Source organism: Vibrio rotiferianus (assembly GCF_002214395.1).
Classification (GTDB): Bacteria; Pseudomonadota; Gammaproteobacteria; order Enterobacterales; family Vibrionaceae; genus Vibrio; species Vibrio rotiferianus.
This window is the reverse complement of record NZ_CP018311.1, coordinates 1,050,851-1,074,899: the sequence shown is the minus strand read 5'-3', so window position 1 is coordinate 1,074,899 and position 24,049 is coordinate 1,050,851. Positions and strand designations below refer to the sequence as shown.

General features: G+C 46.0%; 29 protein-coding genes, 1 pseudogene and 1 riboswitch. Of the genes and pseudogenes, 22 read left to right on the top strand and 8 right to left on the bottom strand.

The genetic code is table 11. From position 1 onward, the window contains the following. Positions 1-515: 515 nt before the first annotated feature. A riboswitch (TPP riboswitch) is annotated at positions 516-626 on the top strand. A gap of 104 nt (positions 627-730) precedes the next feature. From thiD to BSZ04_RS04980, 14 genes and pseudogenes are all read left to right on the top strand, one after another. Further along, complete coding sequence (gene thiD / locus BSZ04_RS05050) at positions 731-1,603, top strand: bifunctional hydroxymethylpyrimidine kinase/phosphomethylpyrimidine kinase (protein ID WP_162531031.1); 873 nt, start codon at positions 731-733, stop codon at positions 1,601-1,603. Then, complete coding sequence (locus BSZ04_RS05045) at positions 1,593-2,348, top strand: ABC transporter ATP-binding protein (RefSeq protein WP_088879736.1); 756 nt, start codon at positions 1,593-1,595, stop codon at positions 2,346-2,348. Before thiD ends, BSZ04_RS05045 begins: the two co-directional genes overlap by 11 nt. Continuing rightward, on the top strand, positions 2,341-3,141 hold the full coding sequence (locus BSZ04_RS05040; protein ID WP_050918773.1) for an ABC transporter permease: 801 nt from the start codon (positions 2,341-2,343) through the stop codon (positions 3,139-3,141). The genes BSZ04_RS05045 and BSZ04_RS05040 overlap by 8 nt, the downstream gene beginning before the upstream one ends. Positions 3,142-3,188: 47 nt before the next feature. Then, entirely contained in the window at positions 3,189-4,139 is a 951-nt protein-coding gene (locus BSZ04_RS05035; RefSeq protein ID WP_088879735.1) for an ABC transporter substrate-binding protein, read from the top strand. A 54-nt stretch (positions 4,140-4,193) separates the two neighbouring features. Continuing rightward, on the top strand, positions 4,194-4,862 hold the full coding sequence (gene tenA, locus BSZ04_RS05030; RefSeq protein WP_033907186.1) for a thiaminase II: 669 nt from the start codon (positions 4,194-4,196) through the stop codon (positions 4,860-4,862). Positions 4,863-4,874: 12 nt separating this feature from the next. Next, on the top strand, positions 4,875-5,666 hold the full coding sequence (thiM, locus tag BSZ04_RS05025; protein ID WP_088879734.1) for a hydroxyethylthiazole kinase: 792 nt from the start codon (positions 4,875-4,877) through the stop codon (positions 5,664-5,666). A 62-nt stretch (positions 5,667-5,728) separates the two neighbouring features. Next, positions 5,729-6,343 (top strand): thiamine phosphate synthase, encoded by a 615-nt coding sequence (thiE, locus tag BSZ04_RS05020; protein ID WP_088879733.1) that lies wholly within the window; start codon positions 5,729-5,731, stop codon positions 6,341-6,343. A gap of 188 nt (positions 6,344-6,531) precedes the next feature. Then, the gene (locus BSZ04_RS05015) at positions 6,532-7,257 is read left to right on the top strand and encodes a phosphatase PAP2 family protein (RefSeq protein WP_088879732.1); all 726 of its coding nucleotides are present in this window, start codon (positions 6,532-6,534) and stop codon (positions 7,255-7,257) included. Between the two features lie 156 nt (positions 7,258-7,413). Beyond that, the gene (locus tag BSZ04_RS05010; protein WP_088880243.1) at positions 7,414-7,932 is read left to right on the top strand and encodes a GNAT family N-acetyltransferase; all 519 of its coding nucleotides are present in this window, start codon (positions 7,414-7,416) and stop codon (positions 7,930-7,932) included. Between the two features lie 9 nt (positions 7,933-7,941). Next, positions 7,942-8,673, top strand: coding sequence for an SDR family oxidoreductase (locus BSZ04_RS05005; protein ID WP_088879731.1), 732 nt, complete (start codon positions 7,942-7,944; stop codon positions 8,671-8,673). A gap of 9 nt (positions 8,674-8,682) precedes the next feature. Beyond that, on the top strand, positions 8,683-9,147 hold the full coding sequence (locus tag BSZ04_RS05000) for a GNAT family N-acetyltransferase (protein ID WP_088879730.1): 465 nt from the start codon (positions 8,683-8,685) through the stop codon (positions 9,145-9,147). A gap of 278 nt (positions 9,148-9,425) precedes the next feature. Next, positions 9,426-9,896 carry an HAD family hydrolase gene (locus BSZ04_RS04990; RefSeq protein WP_088879728.1) on the top strand — a complete coding sequence of 157 codons (471 nt, stop codon included), beginning with the start codon at positions 9,426-9,428 and terminating at the stop codon, positions 9,894-9,896. Between the two features lie 60 nt (positions 9,897-9,956). After that, on the top strand, positions 9,957-10,457 hold the full coding sequence (locus tag BSZ04_RS04985; protein ID WP_005428385.1) for a GNAT family N-acetyltransferase: 501 nt from the start codon (positions 9,957-9,959) through the stop codon (positions 10,455-10,457). Beyond that, positions 10,447-10,626, top strand: a pseudogene (locus BSZ04_RS04980) (GNAT family N-acetyltransferase); the annotation flags it as partial. The gene BSZ04_RS04985 and the pseudogene BSZ04_RS04980, both read left to right, overlap by 11 nt. Positions 10,627-10,640: 14 nt before the next feature. Here the strand turns inward: BSZ04_RS04980 and BSZ04_RS04975 are convergent. After that, the gene (locus BSZ04_RS04975; protein WP_039974316.1) at positions 10,641-11,300 is read right to left on the bottom strand and encodes a hypothetical protein; all 660 of its coding nucleotides are present in this window, start codon (positions 11,298-11,300) and stop codon (positions 10,641-10,643) included. Between the two features lie 68 nt (positions 11,301-11,368). Further along, a complete protein-coding gene (locus BSZ04_RS04970) occupies positions 11,369-11,812 on the bottom strand; it encodes a c-type cytochrome (protein ID WP_088879727.1) in 444 nt (147 codons plus the stop codon). Between the two features lie 132 nt (positions 11,813-11,944). On the opposite strand from BSZ04_RS04970, the gene BSZ04_RS04965 reads away from it, so the two are divergent. After that, on the top strand, positions 11,945-12,586 hold the full coding sequence (locus BSZ04_RS04965; RefSeq protein ID WP_088879726.1) for a cytochrome b/b6 domain-containing protein: 642 nt from the start codon (positions 11,945-11,947) through the stop codon (positions 12,584-12,586). 10 nt (positions 12,587-12,596) lie between these two features. Further along, positions 12,597-13,025 (top strand): MarR family winged helix-turn-helix transcriptional regulator, encoded by a 429-nt coding sequence (locus BSZ04_RS04960; protein WP_005435347.1) that lies wholly within the window; start codon positions 12,597-12,599, stop codon positions 13,023-13,025. Between the two features lie 44 nt (positions 13,026-13,069). On the opposite strand, the gene BSZ04_RS04955 is transcribed toward BSZ04_RS04960, so the two are convergent. The 3 genes from BSZ04_RS04955 to BSZ04_RS04945 form a co-directional block, all read right to left on the bottom strand. Next, positions 13,070-13,444, bottom strand: a complete 375-nt coding sequence (locus BSZ04_RS04955) for a c-type cytochrome (protein ID WP_010453377.1) — start codon at positions 13,442-13,444, stop codon at positions 13,070-13,072. 74 nt (positions 13,445-13,518) lie between these two features. Beyond that, entirely contained in the window at positions 13,519-13,806 is a 288-nt protein-coding gene (locus BSZ04_RS04950) for a hypothetical protein (protein ID WP_010453379.1), read from the bottom strand. A 62-nt stretch (positions 13,807-13,868) separates the two neighbouring features. Further along, on the bottom strand, positions 13,869-14,786 hold the full coding sequence (locus BSZ04_RS04945; RefSeq protein WP_088879725.1) for a DMT family transporter: 918 nt from the start codon (positions 14,784-14,786) through the stop codon (positions 13,869-13,871). Positions 14,787-14,879: 93 nt separating this feature from the next. Between BSZ04_RS04945 and BSZ04_RS04940 the strand changes: the two genes are divergently transcribed. Further along, positions 14,880-16,316: an aminotransferase-like domain-containing protein gene (locus BSZ04_RS04940; RefSeq protein WP_162531030.1), complete on the top strand. Its 1,437-nt coding sequence runs from the start codon at positions 14,880-14,882 to the stop codon at positions 16,314-16,316. Positions 16,317-16,427: 111 nt separating this feature from the next. Here BSZ04_RS04940 and BSZ04_RS04935 read toward each other — a convergent pair whose 3' ends face one another. Beyond that, positions 16,428-17,561, bottom strand: coding sequence for a glycerate kinase (locus tag BSZ04_RS04935; protein WP_088879723.1), 1,134 nt, complete (start codon positions 17,559-17,561; stop codon positions 16,428-16,430). Positions 17,562-17,783: 222 nt separating this feature from the next. Between BSZ04_RS04935 and BSZ04_RS25010 the strand changes: the two genes are divergently transcribed. Next, on the top strand, positions 17,784-17,957 hold the full coding sequence (locus BSZ04_RS25010) for a hypothetical protein (RefSeq protein WP_010453386.1): 174 nt from the start codon (positions 17,784-17,786) through the stop codon (positions 17,955-17,957). A gap of 60 nt (positions 17,958-18,017) precedes the next feature. Here the strand turns inward: BSZ04_RS25010 and BSZ04_RS04925 are convergent, their stop codons facing one another. Further along, the gene (locus tag BSZ04_RS04925) at positions 18,018-18,386 is read right to left on the bottom strand and encodes a hypothetical protein (protein WP_088879722.1); all 369 of its coding nucleotides are present in this window, start codon (positions 18,384-18,386) and stop codon (positions 18,018-18,020) included. A 242-nt stretch (positions 18,387-18,628) separates the two neighbouring features. Here BSZ04_RS04925 and BSZ04_RS04920 point away from each other — a divergent pair, with 242 nt between their 5' ends. After that, positions 18,629-20,476, top strand: coding sequence for a M3 family metallopeptidase (locus tag BSZ04_RS04920; RefSeq protein ID WP_088879721.1), 1,848 nt, complete (start codon positions 18,629-18,631; stop codon positions 20,474-20,476). A 322-nt stretch (positions 20,477-20,798) separates the two neighbouring features. Continuing rightward, a complete protein-coding gene (locus tag BSZ04_RS04910) occupies positions 20,799-21,335 on the top strand; it encodes a DUF924 family protein (RefSeq protein ID WP_088879720.1) in 537 nt (178 codons plus the stop codon). A 32-nt stretch (positions 21,336-21,367) separates the two neighbouring features. Here BSZ04_RS04910 and BSZ04_RS04905 read toward each other — a convergent pair whose 3' ends face one another. After that, a complete protein-coding gene (locus BSZ04_RS04905) occupies positions 21,368-22,459 on the bottom strand; it encodes an acyltransferase family protein (protein WP_088879719.1) in 1,092 nt (363 codons plus the stop codon). Positions 22,460-22,692: 233 nt separating this feature from the next. Here BSZ04_RS04905 and BSZ04_RS04900 point away from each other — a divergent pair, with 233 nt between their 5' ends. Together BSZ04_RS04900 and BSZ04_RS04895 are read left to right on the top strand one after the other, a co-directional pair. Next, the gene (locus BSZ04_RS04900; protein ID WP_088879718.1) at positions 22,693-23,403 is read left to right on the top strand and encodes an HAD family hydrolase; all 711 of its coding nucleotides are present in this window, start codon (positions 22,693-22,695) and stop codon (positions 23,401-23,403) included. Between the two features lie 141 nt (positions 23,404-23,544). Further along, positions 23,545-23,862: a DUF4144 family protein gene (locus BSZ04_RS04895; protein WP_088879717.1), complete on the top strand. Its 318-nt coding sequence runs from the start codon at positions 23,545-23,547 to the stop codon at positions 23,860-23,862. Positions 23,863-24,049: the final 187 nt, after the last annotated feature.

The following is a 24,049-nucleotide window of genomic DNA, read 5'->3' as shown; positions in this document are numbered from 1 at the left end:
GCGTTAAATATTAACACTTTTTTAACCTTGTTTTATGCTAATCCTTGCTAAATCAAAGAACGATTCGTTACGTATTATGTCGATATCTCATTATTAGATAGTGTCTTGAACTGCCACTTTCAATACAGCACGTTATTTATACCCAAGTGACTTCAAGATGCAGGATTCAGAGCGTGGTCATTGATTCGAGAGCAAGGAAAACAACGAAGCGGAATAGCACGCTCTTTCCAAGTTGTTTGACGTAGCAATCGGGTCAATGACACGCTCCCAGAGGGCGAGTTGCCTTGGCTTGTATACTTTGTTGCCGATTCTTGATTTAGACCCACTAAGCCTTCAAATCGCCGCCGCGCCTACAAACCAAGTCATTCTCGCTGAACCAAGCATCTCGAGGTTACTTGGGTATACACTAAATTCTGTTCTCTCGTTACCGCTCTCAAGTCTCATATTTAATCGATTGCCCCCTCTTGGCCGGAAAAAACACGTGCACCGTAACTGAGTGAACTGCTATTATCTTGACGAAATAGTCGGGGGGCCCATGCAGTGAATGCGTCGGCTGAGATCGAAATTCGAGACCCGTTGAACCTGATTCAGTTAGCACTGACGTAGGGAACTATCATCACTTTGCCACTAGCCTGCCTCAAGTCTGTATCGACGCAGCTAGCCTCTACGGATCCATACACCGATCTTCAATGGCCAAGTCAGTTCCTTTACGTCTGTAATAGGAGCGACCATGGCGCAGCAGTCAAGCCAAGAAAAACCATTAACACAGCCACAAGCAGCAACTTCAACAGACACACCGATTGTGTTGACAATTGCAGGTTCTGATAGTGGCGGCGGCGCAGGCATTCAAGCCGACATCAAAGCGATGTCCGCAACCGGCAGTTTTGCTTGCTCGGTAATCACGGCGATTACTTCGCAAAATACCCAAGGCGTTTCTGCGATTTTCCCCATTCCTCTCGACCATGTAGAGAGCCAACTTGATGCGGTATTTACCGACCTCAACATCGTTGCAGTCAAAGTGGGCATGCTGGCCGACTCCAACATCATCAAGGTTGTTGCCAACAAAATTAAACAATACCAGCCAAAACACCTCGTGATTGACCCTGTAATGGTTGCCACCAGCGGCGATCTATTACTGGAACAGTCAGCAATCAGCACTTTAAAAGAAGAATTGATTCCGCTCGCAGACATCATTACCCCTAACCTACCAGAAGGCGCAGCCTTGACGGGTAAGCCAGTGCCTCAGTCAGAATCTGAAATGAACGATATGATTGCTGATTTACGCGCACTCGGTGCAAAGGCGGTACTGTTAAAAGGCGGCCACTTAGAAAAAGACGAAAACAGCAACGATCTGCTGATCATGCAAGACAGCGCCGAGTTAATCAGCGCTAAACGCTTTCCAACCAAAAACACCCATGGCACAGGCTGCACGCTGTCTTCTGCTATCGCGTCTTACCTTGGCCAAGGCAACAACCTGCACAAAGCGGTGCACCTTGGTAAGCAGTACATTAGCCAAGCTATCGCGCACGCAGACGAATTGGATGTCGGTAAAGGTCACGGCCCTGTGAACCACTTTTTTGCAGGGCATACGCATGTGCGCTAATGCACTCGGCATTCAGCTTACCGAAGCAAGTCTGCAATACAAAGACAGCCAAACACCAACATTAGCAGGGTTGAGTATGACCATCCCTGCCAATCAATGGACAGTATTACTTGGCCGCAGTGGTTGCGGAAAAACGACGATCCTGCGTTATCTAGCGGGTTTGTTAGACGACAAAGTCGAATGGCATGGTGAGTTAACCACCATGGATGGCATCGCCCTACACGAACGTATTGCCTACATGGCACAACAAGACTTGTTGCTACCATGGCTAAATGTGTTAGACAACGTCTGCCTCAGCACTCGATTTTCTCAAGGGCAAGCACCAGAGAAAGATAAACAACGTGCACTGACTTTACTTAACCAAGTAGGGCTCGCAGATTACGCGGATGCTAAGCCAGCTCAGCTCTCTGGCGGTATGAGGCAGCGTGTTGCCCTTGCTCGCACTCTGATGCAAGACAAACCTCTAGTTCTGATGGATGAGCCTTTCTCTGCACTGGACGCGGTTACTCGCCATAAGTTGCAAACCTTGTCTGCCGAATTACTGAAAGACAAGACAGTTGTTCTTATTACCCACGACCCACAAGAAGCGGTGCGATTAGCTCACCAACTCTATGTGTTGCAAGGCACGCCTGCACAAGCTCAGCACTTGGTCGTTCCAGACTCCAAGCCGCCACGAGTTCTCGATGGAGAGTGCGCGACGCTACAACAAGCGATTTTGGATCAACTGGAGAAAGACTATGAGTGATATGACTCAGTACAACTCCGTTTCAGCACGCATTAGTAAAAAAGAACGCGTGACCCATCCGGCTCTGCGCTTGGTAATTAGCACAGCGGTGATCTTGGGATTGTGGCAGTTGGTTGTTGTGGTATTCGACATGCCAAGCTTCATCTTACCTTCACCAATTGAAGTGCTGGATAGGTTGGTCACTCGTTACGATGTCCTGCTCAAACATACTTGGGTTACCGCGCAAGAGATCTTACTTGGTTTGGCGCTTGGGTTATCGATGGGTTTGCTGTTCGCATTGCAAATGCTGATGTTCGAGCCGCTGAAGCGTTGGTTGCTGCCAATTCTGATTGCTAGCCAAGCGATCCCTGTGTTCGCCATCGCGCCAGTGCTGATGCTTTGGCTGGGTTACGGCATTGCATCGAAAGTAGTCATGGCGGCGATCATCATCTTTTTCCCCGTCACGACATGTTGCTACGATGGCTTACGCAATACACCAACAGGTTACCTAGATCTTGCCAAGACCATGGGCGCGTCTAAATGGCAGCTACTTCGTCATATTCAATTGCCAGCCGCACTACCAACTTTAGCTTCAGGTATTCGTGTTGCCGTCGTTATTGCGCCAATTGGAGCTGTGGTCGGTGAGTGGGTAGGTTCAAGTGAAGGCTTGGGTTATCTGATGCTCCAAGCTAACGCTCGCATGATCATTGATGAGATGTTTGCGGCGCTGTTTATCCTCGCCGTGCTGTCTATCGCACTCTACTTCATCACCGATAAATTATTGAAAAAAGCCATCCCTTGGGAAAGCAAGTAATTGCCGAAAATAACCAAAGGAAATTGGGAAAGAAAAGGAAGAACCCCGTGAATAAAAACAAACTTATGAGCGCTGCTGCTCTACTCGCTTCAGTGGTATCAACCAACGTCCTTGCCGCTGAAAAAGAGATAACACTGATGTTGGATTGGTTCGTCAATCCAAACCATGGTCCTATCGTGATTGCCAAAGAGCGCGGTTACTTCAAAGAACAAGGTTTGAAGGTCAACATTCAAGAGCCTGCAGATCCAAGTACACCACCTAAGTTGGTCGCTGCTGGCAAGGTCGACATGGCGATTTCATACCAACCGAGCCTAACGATCGATGTCGCAGCTGGTTTGCCACTAATCCGCTCTGCGACTTTGATTGCTACGCCACTCAACACGTTGATGGTGTTGGACAACGGTAAGAATGAAAACCTTGGCGACTTGAAAGGCAAGAAGATCGGTATTGCGATCGCAGGCAACGAAGAAGCAACAATCGGCACCATGCTAGCTCAAGAGAACGTGAAGTTTTCTGACGTACAAATCATCAACGTAGGTTGGGCGCTGTCTTCGTCTCTTGCGTCTGGCAAGGTGGATGCGATTTGGGGTGGTCTACGTAACTTCGAAACCAACCAACTTGCACTAGAAGGTTATAAAGCTAAGGCCTTTTTCCCTGAAGAACACGGCGTGCCAGCGTATGACGAGTTAGTCTTCGTAGCCAATGCAAAAACCTACGACAAAGAAGCCATCAAGGCATTCAACAAAGCACTAGAGCAAGCGACCACTTACATCGTTAACCATCCAAAAGAATCTTGGAACGAGTTTGTGGCTTATTCACCAGATACCCTCAACAACGAGCTTAACCAACGCGCTTGGAATGACACGCTAACTCGTTTCGCTCTTCGTCCATCTGCAGTAGATCTGAAACGCTACGATGATTATGCCGAATTCATGTATTCACAAAAAATCATCGAAACACTGCCAAAAGCGAAAGATTACGTACCAAGCTTTGACTAATTCTACTGACCTTAGGATCTAAGCCTAGGGTCTTTTGATAACGAGATACCCATAATGAAATACCAAGATTTGATCGACGCTTGCCGCCAAGATTGGCAAGAATACACTGAGCATGCTTTCGTGCAGCAATTGGCGCAAGGCACTCTGGCTCAGCCTTGTTTTCTGCATTACCTAAAGCAGGATTTTCTTTTCTTAAAACAGTACGCACGAGCTTACGCATTAGCGATCTACAAAGCGCGTACTTTGGATGACATGCGCCGCGCTCTCCCAAGCGTACATGCATTGCTCGATTCTGAAATCGCCCACCACGTGACTTACTGTGAGCAATGGGGACTGACAGAATCCGACTTAGAAAACGAGCCAGAAGATTTCGGCACGGTAGCTTACACCCGTTATGTATTGGATGCTGGCATGACGGGCGATCTTGTTGATCTTTACGCAGCACTTGCTCCTTGCTCTATCGGTTATGCCGTTATCGGTAAGATGCTGATTGAAGATGAGAACACGGTAATCGAAGGCAATCCATACGCAAGTTGGATTAACCTCTACGGTGGTGAGGAATTCCAATCTGGTGTCGCAAAAGGTGCAGAACACTTTAATCAGTTATTGGCGGAAATCGATATCAATAGCCAGCGCGGTCAAAACCTGATTCAGGTATTCAAAACCGCAACGCGTATGGAAGTGGCATTCTGGCAACAAGGTCTGAATGCTCAGCAAGATTAATCGGAGAGTCTCATGTTAATTGAACAAATCACCCAAGCATTAACCGCAGTACGCCAGCAAAAACCATTAGTCGTCAACATCACTAACTACGTGGTGATGAACAACACGGCAAACGCGCTATTGGCCATCGGCGCTTCTCCAATCATGGCGCACTCCAAGCAAGAAATGGCCGAGATGATCTCGTTCGCTGGCGCACTGGTTATCAACATCGGTACCCTAGATAGCGTTTGGACACCGCGTATGAGCTATGCCGTAGAGCAAGCCAATGCCAATGGTAAAGTCGTTGTGCTGGATCCTGTCGGTTGTGGAGCAAGCTCACTACGTACCGAGACATCACGTGAGATCGCACGCCTTGCAGACAAACTCATCATCCGAGGTAACGCTTCAGAAATCATTGCACTCGCTGGCGAGCATGCACAAAGCAAAGGCGTCGATGCGTTAGACAGCAGCGACGCAGCACTTGGCGCAGCGAACTTCTTAGTCGCAGAGTATGGTGCAAGTGTGGTGATTTCTGGCGAGACTGATTACATCGTCACGAAAGAGCAAACTGTGCAGCTAAACAACGGTCACGAGATGATGCCATACGTAACCGGAATGGGCTGTACACTAACGGCTCTAACAGGCGCTTTTGCTGCTGTTGGTGATAACACCGGGCTTGCTGCAGCGGCGGTACTGGGCGTTGTTGGTGAGATTACAGCGGAACAAGCTCGCGGTCCAGGTAGCCTGCAAATGAACCTGTTGGATGAGCTTTACCAGTTGGATGAAGAAACGCTGGCAAAACGCTTAAAACTGCAAGTGAGCTAAGCTTTTCTCTAACAAATATCGGCCTCTCATTCCCACTGGATGAGAGGCCCAAAGGAAACAAAATGAACGCCTATCGTTTATATTTGGTCACCGATGACCAACAAGATTTAGCCACACTAAAGCGTATTGTGAGAAAAGCCGTGGAAGGTGGCGTGACCATGGTACAAGCCCGCGAAAAACACGGCGATGTGCGTGCGTTTATCGAACGTGCTCAAGCCATCAAAGACGTCCTTAAAGATACCGATGTGCCTTTGATCATCAATGACCGTGTTGATGTCGCACTGGCTGTCGATGCTGATGGGGTCCACCTCGGGCAATCAGATATGCCAGCAACCATCGCTCGTGAGTTGATTGGACCAAACAAAATTCTCGGCTTATCTATCGAAAATGAACAGCAGCTTGCAGAAGCAGACTCTCTTCCGATTGATTACATCGGTTTGAGCGCTATCTTCGCAACACCAACCAAAACCAACACCAAGAAGCACTGGGGTATTGATGGTTTGAAGATGGCGTTAGAGGCGACTTCACTACCGATTGTTGCCATTGGCGGCATTAACGAAAGTAACATTCCGCAGCTCAGTATTACTGGTGTTCATGGCTTGGCTTTGGTTTCAGCAATTTGCCACGCAGAAGATCCCAAAGCGGCATCGGAATATTTATTAGGGTTGATGAGCTAACCTCGCTCACTCCAGAACAAAGCGCTTATGGATGAGCGCGTTTGCCTTTCAGTACTTTCAACAGTCCCTCCTTTCACAACCAAGACCTGCGATGTCACTTTCACGCTCGAATTGACAGAGCGTTGATGAGTTTTTCACATCGATTGTCGTAAGATAGCCGCCTATTTTCGACTGCTGTATGACTTTTCATGAAAACTAAAAAATACGGTTTGATGATGCTCGCCTTGTTCATTCTTGGCATCATCCCACTTTCGCTGTTTGCCTCGTATCACGATCTTACTTCTCATGTTTCTGATGGCACTGGCATTCTCTTTACTCTGCTAACTGATTCTGCGGGCAGTAAAGGCTTTTTGATCACTCTAACGCTGCTGGTGTTATCACTTTACCGCTTCAAGCCAAGCCAGTCTGACTGGATGCAAAAACTCTCCATGCTGGGATTGTTACTGGTGATTGGTTTTGCCAGCAAAACAGGCTTAAAGCTGATGACAGAAAGCCCGCGTCCCTACACAGAGCTGCTTGCCGCAGAGCAATTAATTGAACACCCAGAAGCGTTTTATCAGTTGGAGACTGAACAGCAAGCGAGTGTGATCGGAGAGATCTCCGAAAAAGTCAGTGAATGGCGCACTCGTCACTGGCAAGGTGAAAAAGACTATTCCTTCCCATCTGGTCATACGATTTTCGTTTCTATCTGTTTAGCCTTCTTTGGTGGGTTATTTTTGCAGAACAAATGCTATTTCTCTGCTGCTACCTTATGGGTGTGGGCAATGGGCGTGGCGTACAGTCGCTTGTGGCTAGGCATGCACAGAATTGAGGATTTGGTTGGTTCAGTGGTATTTGTCGCCATCGTGTTTAGTTTACTTCCAGTATTCAAAGTGACAAAGAAAGCACCTTTTATATCGCTAGCCGCGAAATAAAGCCTCCTAATCACAGGTAAAAAGAAGCCAGCAATTGCTGGCTTCTTCTTTATCCGGGCCTGAAAAAGCAGTTTATGAAACAAAAGCTATTGTTTATCAAAGCTCTTTTGGTATGTTTGTATGAGATATGTGAACTCACATGGAGGTGAATCAAACGTGTTATTTCTCCCTATTGCCACCCCAAGAACTGAGCTTAAACCGCTAACGAAAAGTGATTGGGATCTGTATCGCCGCTTGAGTAGCGAACCACAAATCATCGCACTTTGTTTTGACCCGCCGACCGAAGACGAAATGCGCCAAAAATTCGAATCACGCCTACCTGCATGGACACCGCAAAGCGAGCATTGGTTGTGTTTGGTGATTTATGAAAAACAAAGCGCACGACCAATCGGCATCACAGGCTTTGTATTGCAAGATGGTATTGCTGAAGTCGGGTATTTATTGCTGCCAGAATTTTATGGCCAACAGTTTGGTACGGAATCCCTTACCGGTGTGATTGAGTGGGCGTTTGAGCAGCACAAGATTTCTCAGTTTTCCGCCACGGTCACAGAGGGCAATATTGGCTCTGAACGAGTGCTGGAAAAATGTGGCTTCAAACTCACTGAGACCATCCCTGAAGCCTATGAAATAGGTGGGAAAAAGTACGCAGATAAGCTCTATTCATTACAAAAATAAGGACGTGTTTTGCAGAAAGTAGTCATCATCACAGGCGCAAGCCGAGGCATTGGAGCCGCAACCGCCAAATTACTCGCCAAACAAGGCTATGCCGTATGCGTTAACTATCGCGCAAAAGCCAAGGCTGCTGCGAAAGTTGTTCGTGAAATTGAGGAAATTGGCGGTAAAGCCATTGCCATCAAAGCGGATGTTTCCGATGAGCAGCAGGTGCTCTCATTGTTTGAACAAACCGAACAAGCACTCGGAAAAGTCACTCACCTCGTCAACAACGTGGGCATCTTATTCACCCAATCTCGTCTTGCGGACATGAGCCTTGAGCGATTCCAAACTGTGATGAACTCTAATGTGACGAGCTGTTTTCTTTGTTGTCGAGAAGCAGCAAAACGATTTGAATCTGGCAATGCGATTGTTAATGTTTCTTCTGCCGCATCCCGCTCTGGTGCACCATTTGCATACGTTGATTACGCCGCCTCTAAAGGCGCAATGGACTCGCTAACCAAGGGGTTATCTTTGGAATTAGCTGAGCATAACATCCGCGTAAACGGTGTTCGCCCAGGCTGCATTTATACCGATATCCATGCCGATGGCGGCGAGCCGAATCGAGTCGACAGGCTCAGTGAAAAAATTCCCCTCAAGCGAGGTGGTACGGTAGATGAAGTAGCCAATGCGATCGTGTGGTTACTCAGTGATGAAGCTTCTTATGTCACCGGATCGTTTATCGATCTTGCTGGCGGAAATTAAGGAGCAACAATGAAAATCAGACCAGCGACACCCGACGATCTCAATGCGCTCTTTGTATTAAACACGCAAATTAGCGAACTTCACTTTCGTCACGCGCCACAAACTTTTGTTCCGCCTTCTGAAGAAGACAGAACCTTTCTCGCAGATGCGCTGGCCGATGATGCTCGATTGGTGCTCATTGCCGAAGAAGACCAACAAGCACTTGGCTTTATCACTGCGACCATTACCCAAAATGAAACCGTCAGCTTTTTAATCAAAGACCCGATTTGCCGCATTGGCACCATCGTCGTCGATGAAAACCAGAAGTCAAAAGGCGTTGGTCGAGCCTTAATGACGGCCGTTGAGCAGTGGGCACGCGAGTCAGGTGCAACTCAAGTCCGCTTGGAAGTGATGGAGTTTAACCACAATGCGCAGCAGTTTTACGACTACCTGGGCTTTGTTCCCAACTCCCGCCTTATGATGAAATGTTTGTAACGATCACGACATTTAAGCGAATTTCACCGTTAAAGCTAACGTGAATCGCATTTATCTTTCGCGCTTTTCTTCCCTTTTCGAAAAGACGATATGATGTACGGATATACCCAAGTGACTTCAAGATGCAGGATTCAGAGCGTTGTCTTGGCTTGTATACTTTGTTGTCGATTCTTGATTTGGGCCCATCAAACCTTTAAATCGCCGCCGCGTCTACAAACCAAGTCATTCTCGCTGAACCAAACATCTCGAGGTTACTTGGGTATAAAGGAGATTCGAACATGATTTATCTTTTCGATTGGGGAAACACCTTGATGGTCGATTTTCCTCACGCACAAGGAAAAATGTGCGATTGGGAACACGTTGAAACCGTTCCTCAAGCCAAAGAGACTCTGGCGGAGCTCACACAGCATCACCAAGTTTTTATCGCGACCAGCGCATCAGATTCAGCGATGGAAGATGTGCAAAAAGCCTTTCAACGAGTTGGACTCGACCAATACCTCTCTGGCTACTTTTGCTTTGCAAACCTTGGTATTGCCAAGAACCAGCCTGATTTTTATCTTGCGGTCGCAGAGCAATTGAGTGCTGAACCAAGTCAACTCATCATGGTAGGTGACTTGCCTGAAAAAGACATTTACCCAGCAATAGACGCAGGCTTAAACGTCATTTGGTTCAACCCTAAAAACCTCCCTGCGCCAAGCAAACCAATCCCAAATCAAATACGTTGTTTGTCCGAGTTACTACGTACCTGACCAACATATACACAAATACACTTAAGCCGCTAAACTTTATGCACCAATCAAGGAAGATAAATGCAGATAAGACCGATTACACTCAACGATATCGAACACTTTATTGCGCTTTGGAATAGCGTTTATGAGGAAGGCGAATACTTACGTTCTCCAGCGCCAAAAAAAGCGATGTTAAGCAAGGTAATTACTCGTGTAGAAAAAGAATCCATTCCCCAGTTTGTGGCCTTTGATGAAAAACGCTTAGTCGGCAGCATTGAAATTTTCCCAGCTGAAATGTGTGGCTACGAAGGTGGTGAATTTGCCAAAACTGGCTTCCTCGGCATTCATATAGACCAACAATATCGAAACCAAGGGCTAGGAAAGAAGCTACTTGAGACTGCTATTCAAAGCGGCTGGGGATATGGCTATGACACCATCGCGCTTCACGTTTATAAGAGCAATCGGCGAGCGATTACCTTGTATGAAAAATTTGGCTTCGAGCATTGTGGCGAGCTGGGTGAAGTGCTGCTGCCCAACGGCAAATATCTGATGAGTCAGAAAATGGTTTTAAAGCACCCGTAAGTTGATATTAGGAACGGGGACGTTTGGTTATCAACTGACTTACTATCAACGATTGGGTTTCAGGGTAGAGAGCGTGGATAAAGATCACTTCTTACTCCACTACCCAGAACCAATTTGGGAGAACGGTATCCAGCACAAAGACATGTTGCGTCTGTATCTAGACCTTTAAACATAAAGGCTTAGCTAGCTTTTCATATCCAACTTTTTACCCAAGTATTCAATTTCAAAAGTCGCATAGCCAAGCTGTACCGCTTCAAAAGAGTACATCAGGTTCTGCGCCTGTTGGGCATCTTTCGCCAATACGGCGACGGAGTAAATCGGACGCTCAACACCATTGTCCAACACTTGGGTATTGATGTAAGACGACGTGACTAAACCAGAGTTGTTCAAGCTGATCACTCGCTGCAAATCGACACCCAATACACGGTCCATTTCTAACGCCTCAATGCCCTCTTTCCAACGCAACGTCACACTGTAGTTATCACTTTCTGGCGTGTTGTCTAACCATTTGGCGCCTAGTGGTTGAATGCTCGCGATCTTCACCAAATCTTGCTGATACATAGGTAAGTCCTGCAATTTAGTGGCGACTTCTGCTTCGTTATCTGCCGACAACACGAAACGCAAAATCTGTACTGGTTTACCATCAATACTGCTTGGTAAAACAAACATGTCTTTCACGTCACCTTGTTCGATCAGTTGGCTAAAGGCGGCTTTCTGCTCTGGCAGTGTTTTGAGAACCTGCTCCGAATCATTGGTGTTCCAAGCCAGCTCCACACCGTAATCAGCAGCAAAGCTAGAGAAAGAAGCCACAGTAAGCGTGCTTAATAGAATAAGTTTTTTCATAAGGTTACCTTTTACTTAACGATTTTCTTTTTTGCTTCAATATAAATTCAATGTTGTGGATCGCTTGATTACCAACGACTGCGGTATGCGCGATGACAGCTGCGGCAAGTGCTCTGAGCCTGCTTAAGTCCTGCTTCAGCCGATGAAGCTTGTTGGTTCTGCGCTGCTTGATACAACTGTGCAAACCCTTCATCCATTTGCAGCATCAAGCGATTGAAGTTATCTGGTTTGCTCCACACTTCTTTCTTCGCTTTGCTCTCAGCTTGGCTTCCCTCTGGAAACGCGTGTTGCAGTTGTGCGCTGTGGCGAGTGAGCTCAACACCAATCTGTTCTAGCGCGTGCCAATCGGTATTGCTGCCTTTCAATGTTTTATCGGCTTGTTTCGACAGCGACTCTATTTGCTCAAATGCATTCTGACGCGATTCAATTTGAGCACTGAAGTCTTGGGCAAACACTGTTGTTGATACAAAGATGGTCGGTAAAAGTGCAATCAGTGCCAATGTCTTTTTCATTTCATACTCCTGGTTTTTCGTTATTGCTGTGTGGCTGCAAATAAATTTACACAACAATCATTGCGCACGCAACTATTGTTGTGTAAATTACCGTAAAGAAGATCATCACACCGAGAAAAGATCGAGGTAATTATGAAAATTTGGGATTTGGCAACGCGACTTTATCACTGGGCTCAAGCCTTACTGTTTATAGCCTTGATGGCATCTGGATTGTCTGGCAATGGGCCCCATGTTCAATTGGGATTAGCGTTATTCACTTTGTTGTTATGGCGATTGACTTGGGGAGTTATCGGCAGCGAAACCAGTTTGTTTCGCCAGTTTCTACGCTCGCCAAAAGGTGTCATTACATACTTAAAAGGCAAATCGGCGGCGACTGTGGGTCATAATCCTGCTGGCGGCTGGATGGTGGCAGCACTACTGACGACATTGCTGCTTCAATGTATCTCTGGAATGGCGCTTGGCGGCTTATTCGATACGTGGCCATATTCCGATGTTTGGCTTAACGACAACGTGTTTGCAGGGCTTGAGTGGTTACACCTGACCTTGGCCGATCTTTTGCCTTTACTGATCGCCTTACATGTTGGTGCGATCCTTTTCTATAAACTAAGAGGTAAACCCTTGTTGAAAGCGATGATCACAGGTAAACAAACCCAAATGAACAAGCAAGCGCTCACCACGGAACAGAAAATTGTCTATCTCGCGCCGCAAAGCCGTGCTTTAGGGGTGCTAGTTGCTGCAACATTGGTTACCATGGCAATCGTTGCTTTATCATAAGAGTAAGAAAATGAGCGAACAGTTTGACAGACAAGACAGCTTTGGCTGGATGATCAATGTCGTTGCACACGATGCAGCGAAGCGATTTGAAGCCGAGCTCAAAAAGCACGGACTTACCGTTGCACTTTGGCCGACCATGATGTGTTTGTGGGAAGAAGAAGGCGTGACGCAGCGCGATATCGCAGCGAAATCTAAGGTAGAAAACTCGACCACGACTCGTACCTTAGACAAGTTGGAGAAGTTAGGTTTGGTAGAGCGCCATCCAGATCCAAACAGCCGCCGCTCGTTCCGTATTTATCTAACGGAAGAAGGACGAAGTCTAAAAGAAACCTTGGTCCCAATTCCACTGGCTGTTAATAAAGAGCTGATGAGTCCGTTAGAGCCAGCAGAGCAAAAAGAGATGCTTCGCTTGCTAAAAAAGTTGGTCGCAGAGATTTAGTGGTAAACTAAACCAGTAGCTGGTTACTGTGCAACCAGCTACTACTATGAGTTTAGTGAACGAATATACTCAAAAATATCATTAATTTCTTTCTCGCTCAGTATAGCTTTGAACGGTGGCATTATCCCGCCTTGGCCGTTGTCGCCTTCCAAAACAGAATCTATCAGCTCCACCTTTGTGCCGAATGGATTCAATAACTCGGCATAAATATTATCGGGTTTAATATTCAGTGTGTTAGCGGCGAGTCCATCCCCATGACCTTTGTCACCATGACAAGAAATGCAATAGGATTCAAAACGTTGTTTACCTACCGTAAGATCGGCTTCACCATATTGGTTATCGGTAAACCATTTGTATCCAGCAAATCCAGTACTGGTAGCAAACAATAAGAAAGCAACCGAGAAAAAGAGTTTACGCATAGATGCTCCTTGTCTTTATTCATCGATGAGTTGATAAACACAAGGTAGCTTAGATGATGTCGAAAAAGTGTTGTTCACGTATTCAACAAAGGCACGTTATTACGGATTAAGCCTCGGCGCACGCTGGTGCACATTTTGCCAAAGCGACGGATTTCATCAAACTGAGGGGTAATACCTCGATCCATTGCTGACTCCCAATAGCTCAGCTCGGTATCCACCATTTCTAACAGCTTCTTAGGACAACCGATACATTTACCCTCTGGGCCGCAAACAAAGGTCTCTGACTCATAAAGAGGCAGCTCTGCTTTAACTTGTTCAATGATATTGCGCATCGCGCTCATTCGATCTGGCTTGACGGTCATCATCCGACTCCACAAACATGTAAGGAGCCGGATTGTACTCTCTGGCACGCAAATGTCCCTACCTAATTTAGGTATATTTTACGTTTCTGCTTTGTAGCCTTTGATTTAAGCATTGAAAATTCTGGCTTTTTCACCACTAAGTAAACCGCTGTAGCAGCCAACCCAAAGCCAACAATGCCCATCCAATCAAACGACTCACCGAAGGCCAACCAAGCTTGAAGCGCCGTAGTCGGAGGCACTAGGTAGAACACCGAAGCAACGCTCGATGCCGCGCCATTCTTCACCATGTACAGCAACAACAGAATCGCCACACAAGACAGCACGACCACAAGCCAAACTAAGGTTAGAATGAATTCCGTCGTCCATTGCACCTGCATGTTTTCAAACTGCATCGCGATTGGCAGGAACATGGCCAACGCCGCTAAATACTGCACGGTCGCGCCGCCTACCATATCCACTTGCTGGCAATATTTCTTTTGATACAAAGTGCCAATGGTAATACCAAACAACGACGACAAGCACACACCAATCGCTAAGGTTTTGTGCAAATCAGATTGCCACTCCATCTTACCCATGAGCACCATCGCAATGCCGACAAAACCCAAGGACAAACCAATCCACTGTGATGGTTTGAACTGCTCAGAAGCGAACGCCACCAGCAATACGGCCGTTAAAATAGGTTGTATCCCGACTAGTAGGGAACTCAAGCCCGCTGGCATCCCCAAACTGATGGCAAAGTACGTCCCGCCTAGGTAAAAGCCGTGAATCAATATCCCGACAACGCAGCTGTGCCAAAAGTCTTTTCCCGTTGGAATGCGACGACGCAGAAAGGCGACAATCACCAAAAACAACAGGACATTGAACGCCATGCGAATCGACAACAAGGTCGCAGGCTCGGCGTACTGCAAACCAAATCGCGCACCAACAAATCCAGAAGCCCAAAGGATCACAAATACAAAAGGAATGGCTCTGATTAACATGATTCGCCCTCACTCTACTTATTTTTAAATCTTGAATGTTGCTAATGTAGTTAGGTACAGTGTTTTCAAAAAGTGACAGATGGAAGTGTTTTTATGGGTACAGATTTAGCAAGTACACTTGATGTCAATAAGTATTTGATCGTCGAGAAGCATCTCAAACAAGCGATCAGCAATGGGGTTTATCAGCCGAACGACAAGTTGCCTTCCATCCGTCAATTGAGCACTGAACTCAAGGTAAGCAAGAACACTGTGATCCGCGCTTATCAAGAACTAGAAGCACAAAGCATGGTTTACTCGGTGCCAAAATCCGGTTATCGAGTAAAGCCAACCGAGCGACATGAAGCCAAGATTGCTAAGCCTACGCGCGTGGATTTGCTCTCGGTATGCAAACAAATCCTTACCTACCCCGAGTATCAAGAGCTGATTCCGACTGGCTCAGCACACCCAAACATTGATGCGCCAGCCATCAAAAGCCTGTACGCCGAAATTGGCCGCCAGAGTCGCCAACAGAGTCATATTTCCAGCCATTATCAACTGCCACCGGGTGATGACTTATTGGTCAAACAGCTGGCGAAGATCACCCAAGATCTGGGAACGCCGGCAAACGTGGATGATCTTTTGGTCACCCATGGTGCGCAGCAAGCGATCAGTCTTGCCCTTAGAGCAACAACACAGACAGGGGACATTGTGGCAGTGGAATCGCCCTGCTATTTCGGCAACTTATTGATGCTCGAATCTCTCGGTTTACAAGTGGTTGAGATCCCTAGTTGCCCTCGTGATGGTATGGATCCAGATGCGCTAGAAAAAGCCATGGCGACGTGGGAGATCAAAGTCATTATTGTCACGCCAAACTTCACCAACCCAACAGGCTCAATGATGCCCCTTGAAAGGCGCGAGCGACTGCTTAAGGTTTCTGGAGATATTCCAATCATTGAAGATGACGTCTTTGGCGCGTTGAGTTACGACGAACCCTTGCCAAGCTTGCGCAAATTGGACGAGAAACAAAGGGTGATTTACGTCAACTCCTTGTCGAAAACGCTCGATTCTCGCCTTCGTATTGGTTGGATGCTAGCGGGACGTTATCGCGCTCAAGTCGAGCAATACCTGTTATGTGAAAATATGGGCAGTTTGAACTTGATGCAATCAGCTGTGGGCACTTTCCTGACCTCAGGCAAATACCGAACTCACACTGCGCGTATGTGCCGTGTTTACCAATCCAACGTGAGACGATATTTGCAGATGCTCAACCAATGCTTGGATGCACACTTTGAACTCAAAAACCGCTACCAAATCAATGCAGTACAAGGTTCATTCTTGCTTTGGTTACGCTTGCCACCCAAGACTGACAGCTATGCGCTTTATCAAGCCTGTAACGAACACAAAATCAGTATTCTGCCCGGCTCGGTATTTGGCACTCAGGGACAGTATCAAAACTGCATTCGTCTTAGCGTGGCGAACTTTGGAGCGGAGAAAAACTGGCTCCCTGCAATGGAAACGCTAGCAACACTGATTGCTCAACACGCCAAGTAATCGCTCCAGACATCCGTTCCAAGCATTCAGCACCAGAAACAACAAAGCCTCCGCAATTGGGAGGCTTTGATATGTGTTTTCTGGGTTATCTGCTCAACCAAACACGGAGTGTTAGCGAGGTAATTGCCACAATCTGGCTACATTTTCAGCTAAGTTCGCAAGGTTCACCTCCGCCTCTTCCAAAGCTTCTGGCAAGCTCATTGCACGTGGTACACATACAAATACCGCGTCAATGCCGCACTCGTAGACTGCTTGGAAGTTATCACCTGTGCAACCTGCTAGGGCAATGACAGGCAAACCATATTCTTTCGCCACTTTCGCCACACCCATTGGTGTCTTGCCATGCACAGTTTGATGATCAATACGACCTTCTCCAGTAAAGACAATATCAGCGTCTGCTACGTGCTCTGCGAGCTTTACGGTTTCTAGCACAATCTCGATACCCGGCTTCAGTCGTACTGGTAGGTAACCAAGCAAAGCTGCGCCCATACCACCGGCGGCGCCTGCGCCTTTTTGAGTCAGCACATGCTTGCCCGTCACTTGCTCTGTCAGTTCACCGTATTTGCTTAGAGCAGAATCTAACAACTCAACATCCGCCGGCGTCGCACCCTTCTGCGGACCAAAAATCGCTGACGCACCTTTCTCGCCACATAATGGGTTGTCCACATCACATGCCACCAGCACTTCGCAGTCCGCTAAGCGAGCGTCGAGCCCAGACACATCAATGCTGGCTAGCTCAACTAAACCGCCACCGTTAGGAGTGATTGGCTGACCAGCACTGTCCAGAAACTTAACACCCAAAGCCGCCAGCATACCCGTGCCGCCGTCATTGGTTGCGCTGCCACCCAAGCCGATGATCAAGCGTTGAATACCGCGATCAAGCGCATTCAGAATTAACTGGCCAGTACCAAAGCTGCTGGTGTTTTTTGGGTCTCGTTGCTCACTTGGCACAAGGTGTAAACCACTCGCCTCTGCCATCTCGATAACTGCGGTTTCACTGTCACCTAGAATGCCGTAAAACGCCTCAACATCATTGCCAAGTGGGCCTTTTACGGTCACGAAAACCTGTTCACCCTCAGTCGCATCAATCAATGATTGAACTGTCCCTTCGCCACCGTCGGCGACAGGTAGAGTGACAAATTCGGCATCTTGCCAAACACGAGACAAACCGCTCTTGATCGCGTCACTCACTTGTTTGGCGGTCAAGCTCTCTTTAAACGAATCTGGGGCAATCACAACTTTCATTTCATTCTCCTGAGAACACGGTATCCTCCTACTTTGTTTAACCTTAACGGGTAGGAGCTCAATTCGTCACCCTTTGCCTACTGTAATCATGACGTTAAACCACATTTCATAATAGGGATTAATCCACCTTCTTTATATCCATAATATTTTTATGGCTTTAAAGCATCACCCTCGATAAAGGGATATATACTTACTACTGAAACTGGTACCGGAGGGAGACTTATGGAACTACGCAACAAAGCAGGGGATACTGCAAAAATTGCAGATAACCTCACCCTTAAAGAGCTGACTGAAATGGGTTATACCGTCGATTTATGTGACGAAGCATTTGATCCAAACGAACATTGGAAAGCAGAAGGAAAAACTCAAGGCATGGGTGAATACCCAGAGGAATAGTACCCAACTGTATAGAAGATCACACTTCAAGCCGAGTGGTTCTACACTCGGCTTGTTCATTTATTTATTCGAAGCTTGAGTTTCCTTTACAAACAAATACATCTCTTCTAGGTAATTACCGTTTGCGCAGCCCCAGTCACTCACTTCAACAAATTCCTTTATTAGTTGACCACTTTCATCATGTATCACTTTTTGACGAAAGGAGTTCCAACGCGCCAGTTCAATACGATTATTGTTGTCCACATAATAGTCCCCATAACTTTCAATAAGCTTATTATAAGCATTCCAACGCTGCTCCGGCGTCACGCCTTCACTCATGATGACAGTACAGTTCGTTTCGATATTTTGTACTTGAACATTAGTTGGTGTCGTCGTTGAACATCCCGCTAAAACCAGCCCCATCAAACCCACTGCTATTCTTGTTTTCATTATTGTTTCCCTTACTTTCAGCACCACTGCGAAAGACCGAATTTTATAAACTGCGCTCCACGATTTCTAATCAAAAACGGAAAAACTTTGTGACTGACGTCTGCACATGTAAAAAGTGCGGTAAATTACTGTTTACAAGCCATAAAGAAGACAAATGGGTTTCGCATTCCTTTCTGCTACTTAGACGTGCCATAATCAACGACGATAAAAACCTCAATAAAGCAAACATTTGAAGGATCAAAATGACTGCAACGGAATACCTAAACGACCTCAACCAACGTTACCTCGCTATCCATCGCACCAAAGAAGATTTCTTTTGGGAAACGTACATGGGCATCAGCGACGACCACGATGGTTCGACAAAAGCACAAACCGCTTGGACCAATTTCTTAAGCAACGCTGAACAAATCTCAGCCATCAAAGTGCAACTTGAAGCAGCTGAAACGATCGCTGATCCACAAGAGAAGCAGCAAACGCAAATTGGTCTGCAAGGCTGGTTGGCAACATTTGAATCGCATGCGATTGAAGGCGAACAAGCTCAAGCACAAAAGAATGCTCTGATTGCATTTGAAGCCGAGTTGTTCGAGAAAAAGCAAAACCACGCTCTGACGTTTACCAATGAAAACGGTGAACAAACCGAGGGCTCGTTGCCAGTACTATCTTCGACTATTCGCGCCAATAATCACGAAGAAGTGCGTCAATCTGCGCACCAAACGCTGCTCGACCTTGAACAGTGGTTGCTACAAAACGGCTTTATTGAGCTGATCAAACTGCGTAACCAATTCGCACGCTCTTTGGGCTTCGAGACCTTCTTTGACTACTCAGTGAAGAAGACGGAAAAGATGAGTTCAGAGCAACTGTTCAGCATCTTAGATGACTTTGAAAAGCGCACGCGCGATGCTCACCTAAGCAGCTTGGCAAACCTTGCTGAGCAAAAAGGTCAAAGCGCACTGACTGGCTATAACTTTGTGTACTCGTTCGCCGGTGACGTCATGCGTGACCTAGACCCGTACGTACCGTTCTCAAAATCACTACGTCGCTGGGTAGAATCATTCGGTCGCCTTAACATCGAATACGCAGGCGCAGAACTGACGCTGGATCTGCTTGATCGTAAAGGCAAATACCCGAACGGTTTCTGTCATGGCCCTATCCCATCGTTCTACAACCAGGGCGAATGGGTTGCCGCGCAGGTGAACTTCACCAGTAACGCGAAGCCAGACCAAGTTGGCAGCGGCTATGATGGCATCAATACTCTGTTCCACGAAGGTGGTCACGCAGCGCACTTCGCTAACGTGAAGATGAACGCACCGTGTTTCTCTCAAGAGTTCGCACCAACTTCCATGGCATACGCAGAAACACAATCCATGTTCTGTGACAGCCTGCTGACCGATGCCGATTGGCTAAAACAATACGCGTTGGACGCAGAAGGTAACCCAGTACCGGATGAGATCATCCAAGCGATGATCAACAGCCGTCAGCCATTCAAAGCGTACGAAGAGCGCAGCATTTTGGTTGTGCCGTATTTTGAACGTGCGCTTTACCAATTAAGCGATGAAGAACTGACGCCAGAGCGCATCACTAAACTGGCGCGCGATTGTGAAAAGCAAATTCTTGGTTTGGAATGCAGCCCACGCCCATTGATGGCAATTCCACACCTTCTGTCTGATGAAGCAGCGTGTGCCTACCACGGTTACTTGTTAGCGCACATGGCGGTTTACCAGACTCGCGCTTACTTCCTCGACAAGTTTGGCTACCTGACTGACAACCCAGAGATTGGTCCGCTACTGGCGAAACATTACTGGCATGCGGGTAACCACCTATCACACAACGAGACTATCGTTAGCCTAACGGGTGAGGGCTTTAACGCTAAGTATCTGGCGGACGTGTGTAATCTATCCCCAGAACAAGCATGGAAAGTTCAGCAGAAGAAAATTGCCTCGCAGCAAACTCGTGAACGTGCCCCAGTGGCGTCTTTAAATGCCAGCATAAAAGTGGTGGATGGCAGCAAAGAGCTTGCAAGCAATACAGTCTCAGACGAACAGATGTGCGATCAGTTTGAGCGCTACATCCAAGAGACTTACGGTCGATAAGCGAAACCGAGAGCTGGGGGGTATACCCAAGTAACCTCGAGATGCTAGGTTCAGCGAGAATGACTTGGTTTGTAGACGCGGCGGCGATTTAAAGGTTTAGTGGGCCTAAATCAAGAATCGGCAACAAAGTATACAAGCCAAGACAACTCGCCCTTTGAGAGCGTGTCATTGACCCGATTACTGCGTCAAACAACTTGGAAAGAGGTGGCTATTACACTGCGTTGTTTTCCTTGTTCTCGAATCAATGACAACGCTCTGAATCCTGCATCTTGAAGTCACTTGGGTATATACTCCTAGCTCTTTTTCTATCAGGGAAGCAACCATGTACCAAGATATCCTGACTTTCTGGTTTGAAGAATTGGAACCAAAAGACTGGTTTGTGAGCAACGCCGACGTCGATAAACAAATCGAAACCCGCTTTCTCACTACCTTAGAACAAGCCGCTCAATCTGAGTTGTTTGGCTGGCGAGACACAGCGCAAGGCCGTCTGGCAGAGATCATTGTGCTCGACCAATTCTCTCGCAACGTTTACCGCAATACGCCGAAAGCGTTCGCTCAAGATGCCCTCGCACTTGCCTTGGCACAAGAGACGATTCGTTTAGGGTTGGACCAAGAATTGACCGACGTTGAACGCAGCTTCTTGTACATGCCATTTATGCACAGTGAGTCTAAGCGGATTCATGAAGAGGCAGAGAAGCTGTTCAAAGCTCTGGGGCGAGAATCTAATTACGAGTTCGAACTAAAGCATAAAGTGATCATTGATCGCTTTGGTCGCTACCCGCACCGCAATGCGATTCTAGGCCGAGATAACACCGCAGAAGAAGTGGAATTCTTACAACAGCCGGGATCAAGTTTTTAAAGAGTATCAGAACTATTTACATCACTCCCTTGTTAATAGCCCGTGATGTAAATAGTTCTACGATTGCCTCGCAGCAACCATTTAAAAGTTGCTGCTATAGCCACAGAGGTAAAAAGTACTAATCCCGTCATAAATATGAAAAGTGCAATGTTGTTTTCTTCAGTACGATCATTGATCAAATATCCGAACTGGTTACCAAGGTGGAATAAAACAAGAATAACCCAAGGATGAATAAGATATATTGAAAAACTAAATTTTGACAATGCCGTAATTATATAGTTGTTAAACGTATGCTTTTCAAAAATAAAAAATAACACTGAAATAAAAGCAACCTTCTGCAAGAACTGAAGATCCATCCCATCATAATAAAATAGTGGCTTGGTATAATTACCGACATCTCCTAGGTAAACTTGTGCACTTATCAACATGATTACTATAAATATTAATAATTTTATTTTTGACCTTATAAAGGAAATCATTTCATCCTTATAAATTGAGAAAACAATACCGTACAGATAGAAAGGAGTATAAAACAAGTAAGAGTGAAGAGGGTTAGTAACAGATACTGGCCTATGGGCAAAAAGTGCCAAAATTGAAAGAAATACGACTACGTAAACTTTAGTTTTTAAACTTGCCTCTATAAATTTCACATGTAAAGGAGAGCTTAGAAAAAGTAATATAGCAAAAGGAATATACCAATATGCCGTCATCATTCTTCCACTAGCATAATATTTAAATATAATTTCAAAAGTACTATCACCCGGACTAAAGATATTGCCATTCCTAAAAGCTTCGATTGGATCTCTCATATTTTCTATTGGCGTGAAGTAACCCATATTAAAGTTCCACAACAAAAATATCGCCAATGTAGAAAGAACAAAATATGGTATCGCTATGGCCTTTAGTTTTTTAACCATAAACCATCTATACTTAAATCGTTTGTAAAAAACATAATGAAACATATAACCAGAAATGAATACATACAACGCAGATGTTCCGACCAATGTGTTTTTTATAAACGAAATCGTTAAATCATTATCCACCAAACCAAATTTAAACAAATGGCATGATACGATAGCGATGATTGCTATACCTCTTAAGTTTTCTATCGATTTTAGATACATAAAGACTTAGCAACCATTAAATTTAGATTACAAAAATATACAAGATTAATGAGCCTCAATACCATTAGTTAAAGTTGACTTTCTCTTAACGAAGCTTCATCCAAAATAAGGTTGAAAAAAGTACCAGTTCCTCTTAATTTGAAGCTCAGAATGAGAACAAGATCTGATTATCTTCACACTAAGACTGGCAAGATTTAAAGCCAATCATCCTTCGTTGTATCAAAAGGTTTTGCATGAAGTTAGACGCCGTATTGTGGGATTACGATGGCACCCTAGTAAATTCTGTTCCGAAAAATATCGACATCACCAAAGCGATATTGTCCGTTGTAGCACCGCATCTTACCGGGGATAACTTGCCGAAATACCTGCGCAGTGAAGCGGATTATCATCATGCCAATCACGCGGCGAAAAACTGGCAAGATCTGTACGTAAACTACTATGGTCTGTCCTGTGATGAGATGCTCATCGCGGGCACCATGTGGGCTGAACACCAAGAGCAAAACCAAACACCAGTGAATCTATTCAGTGGCATTACCGATGTAGTGAACGCGTTCGAACACCTGCCACACGGAGTCTGCTCCCAGAACTCACAATCCAATATTCGCAACGTACTCAGCACCAACCAAATTAACGCGCCATTCAAAGCTATCGTGGGCTACGATGATGTATCTAATGGACATCAGAAGCCGGATCCTTTTGGTGGCATCAAATGCATTGAATCCATCTTTGGACACACCGATAAGCAACTGCTGATGTACATTGGTGATCACGAAGCGGACACGCAGTTTGCACGCAACATTGAGCAATACTTAGGTGGTAGCTGCAAAGTGATTGCCGTAGCAGCAGCGTATAGTGGCGCTCAACCGGAGCGTTGGAACGCCCAGCCAGATTATGTGGCACATCAAGTAGAAGACTTGCTCAGCATCATTGGCAAATACGCTTAGCCTCAGAAAACCTGCAGATTTGCGATAAGACAGAAAGCCTTTTGCTCTCTTAAGGCTTTGTGTATCGTACTTGTGTTACGCTGACTTACTCGACTTACGCGCAGCTCCAGATAATTCACTCTCAATACCTAAGGTAACGCAATGATCACATGGCCTTGTTTACTTAAACTCGATGGCGACGATGAATTAGTGTATTTGGCTTCACCAAAACAGCTAAATACAGAATGCCAAGCGTTAATTTGGGGGCAGGATGACATAGTGATAGATACGCAAGGTTACTGCTTTGCATTACAAACGGGCTCTGACAACGTGGTGGAATTAAACCTTTTGCCACAGACGTTAAACGTACAACAAGTGACAGAGCTGATTCAAAAACACGAGTTTGCTCAAGCACAACGTTGCATCATCAAAATCCATTTTGTGTCGGTGCAGCAAGCGATTGAAGCATTAGCTGATTGACCTGTGAAACTCTGCTCGCGAACAAAACATTGCCGTGATTGATGCATACACTCCGAAATACCTATCGGAAGCAGAGCTAGATATTCGGGAAAAGCTTAGCCAATACCTCAACAATTTGGTTTATTAAGTGGGCAACGAGTCAGTATTTCTGGCTCAATTCAATTAAGTGATATAGTTTCTATTCATA

What these genes read in the sequence shown, in the direction of transcription:
- thiD (WP_162531031.1), top strand. Translation starts at nt 731, where the DNA reads ATGGCGCAGCAGTCAAGCCAAGAAAAACCATTAACACAGCCACAAGCA.
- BSZ04_RS05045 (WP_088879736.1), top strand. Translation starts at nt 1,593, where the DNA reads ATGTGCGCTAATGCACTCGGCATTCAGCTTACCGAAGCAAGTCTGCAA.
- BSZ04_RS05040 (WP_050918773.1), top strand. Translation starts at nt 2,341, where the DNA reads ATGAGTGATATGACTCAGTACAACTCCGTTTCAGCACGCATTAGTAAA.
- tenA (WP_033907186.1), top strand. Translation starts at nt 4,194, where the DNA reads ATGAAATACCAAGATTTGATCGACGCTTGCCGCCAAGATTGGCAAGAA.
- thiM (WP_088879734.1), top strand. Translation starts at nt 4,875, where the DNA reads ATGTTAATTGAACAAATCACCCAAGCATTAACCGCAGTACGCCAGCAA.
- thiE (WP_088879733.1), top strand. Translation starts at nt 5,729, where the DNA reads ATGAACGCCTATCGTTTATATTTGGTCACCGATGACCAACAAGATTTA.
- BSZ04_RS05015 (WP_088879732.1), top strand. Translation starts at nt 6,532, where the DNA reads ATGAAAACTAAAAAATACGGTTTGATGATGCTCGCCTTGTTCATTCTT.
- BSZ04_RS05000 (WP_088879730.1), top strand. Translation starts at nt 8,683, where the DNA reads ATGAAAATCAGACCAGCGACACCCGACGATCTCAATGCGCTCTTTGTA.
- BSZ04_RS04990 (WP_088879728.1), top strand. Translation starts at nt 9,426, where the DNA reads ATGATTTATCTTTTCGATTGGGGAAACACCTTGATGGTCGATTTTCCT.
- BSZ04_RS04985 (WP_005428385.1), top strand. Translation starts at nt 9,957, where the DNA reads ATGCAGATAAGACCGATTACACTCAACGATATCGAACACTTTATTGCG.
- BSZ04_RS04975 (WP_039974316.1), bottom strand. Translation starts at nt 11,300, where the DNA reads ATGAAAAAACTTATTCTATTAAGCACGCTTACTGTGGCTTCTTTCTCT.
- BSZ04_RS04970 (WP_088879727.1), bottom strand. Translation starts at nt 11,812, where the DNA reads ATGAAAAAGACATTGGCACTGATTGCACTTTTACCGACCATCTTTGTA.
- BSZ04_RS04965 (WP_088879726.1), top strand. Translation starts at nt 11,945, where the DNA reads ATGAAAATTTGGGATTTGGCAACGCGACTTTATCACTGGGCTCAAGCC.
- BSZ04_RS04960 (WP_005435347.1), top strand. Translation starts at nt 12,597, where the DNA reads ATGAGCGAACAGTTTGACAGACAAGACAGCTTTGGCTGGATGATCAAT.
- BSZ04_RS04955 (WP_010453377.1), bottom strand. Translation starts at nt 13,444, where the DNA reads ATGCGTAAACTCTTTTTCTCGGTTGCTTTCTTATTGTTTGCTACCAGT.
- BSZ04_RS04950 (WP_010453379.1), bottom strand. Translation starts at nt 13,806, where the DNA reads ATGACCGTCAAGCCAGATCGAATGAGCGCGATGCGCAATATCATTGAA.
- BSZ04_RS04945 (WP_088879725.1), bottom strand. Translation starts at nt 14,786, where the DNA reads ATGTTAATCAGAGCCATTCCTTTTGTATTTGTGATCCTTTGGGCTTCT.
- BSZ04_RS04940 (WP_162531030.1), top strand. Translation starts at nt 14,880, where the DNA reads ATGGGTACAGATTTAGCAAGTACACTTGATGTCAATAAGTATTTGATC.
- BSZ04_RS04935 (WP_088879723.1), bottom strand. Translation starts at nt 17,561, where the DNA reads ATGAAAGTTGTGATTGCCCCAGATTCGTTTAAAGAGAGCTTGACCGCC.
- BSZ04_RS25010 (WP_010453386.1), top strand. Translation starts at nt 17,784, where the DNA reads ATGGAACTACGCAACAAAGCAGGGGATACTGCAAAAATTGCAGATAAC.
- BSZ04_RS04925 (WP_088879722.1), bottom strand. Translation starts at nt 18,386, where the DNA reads ATGAAAACAAGAATAGCAGTGGGTTTGATGGGGCTGGTTTTAGCGGGA.
- BSZ04_RS04920 (WP_088879721.1), top strand. Translation starts at nt 18,629, where the DNA reads ATGACTGCAACGGAATACCTAAACGACCTCAACCAACGTTACCTCGCT.
- BSZ04_RS04910 (WP_088879720.1), top strand. Translation starts at nt 20,799, where the DNA reads ATGTACCAAGATATCCTGACTTTCTGGTTTGAAGAATTGGAACCAAAA.
- BSZ04_RS04905 (WP_088879719.1), bottom strand. Translation starts at nt 22,459, where the DNA reads ATGTATCTAAAATCGATAGAAAACTTAAGAGGTATAGCAATCATCGCT.
- BSZ04_RS04900 (WP_088879718.1), top strand. Translation starts at nt 22,693, where the DNA reads ATGAAGTTAGACGCCGTATTGTGGGATTACGATGGCACCCTAGTAAAT.
- BSZ04_RS04895 (WP_088879717.1), top strand. Translation starts at nt 23,545, where the DNA reads ATGATCACATGGCCTTGTTTACTTAAACTCGATGGCGACGATGAATTA.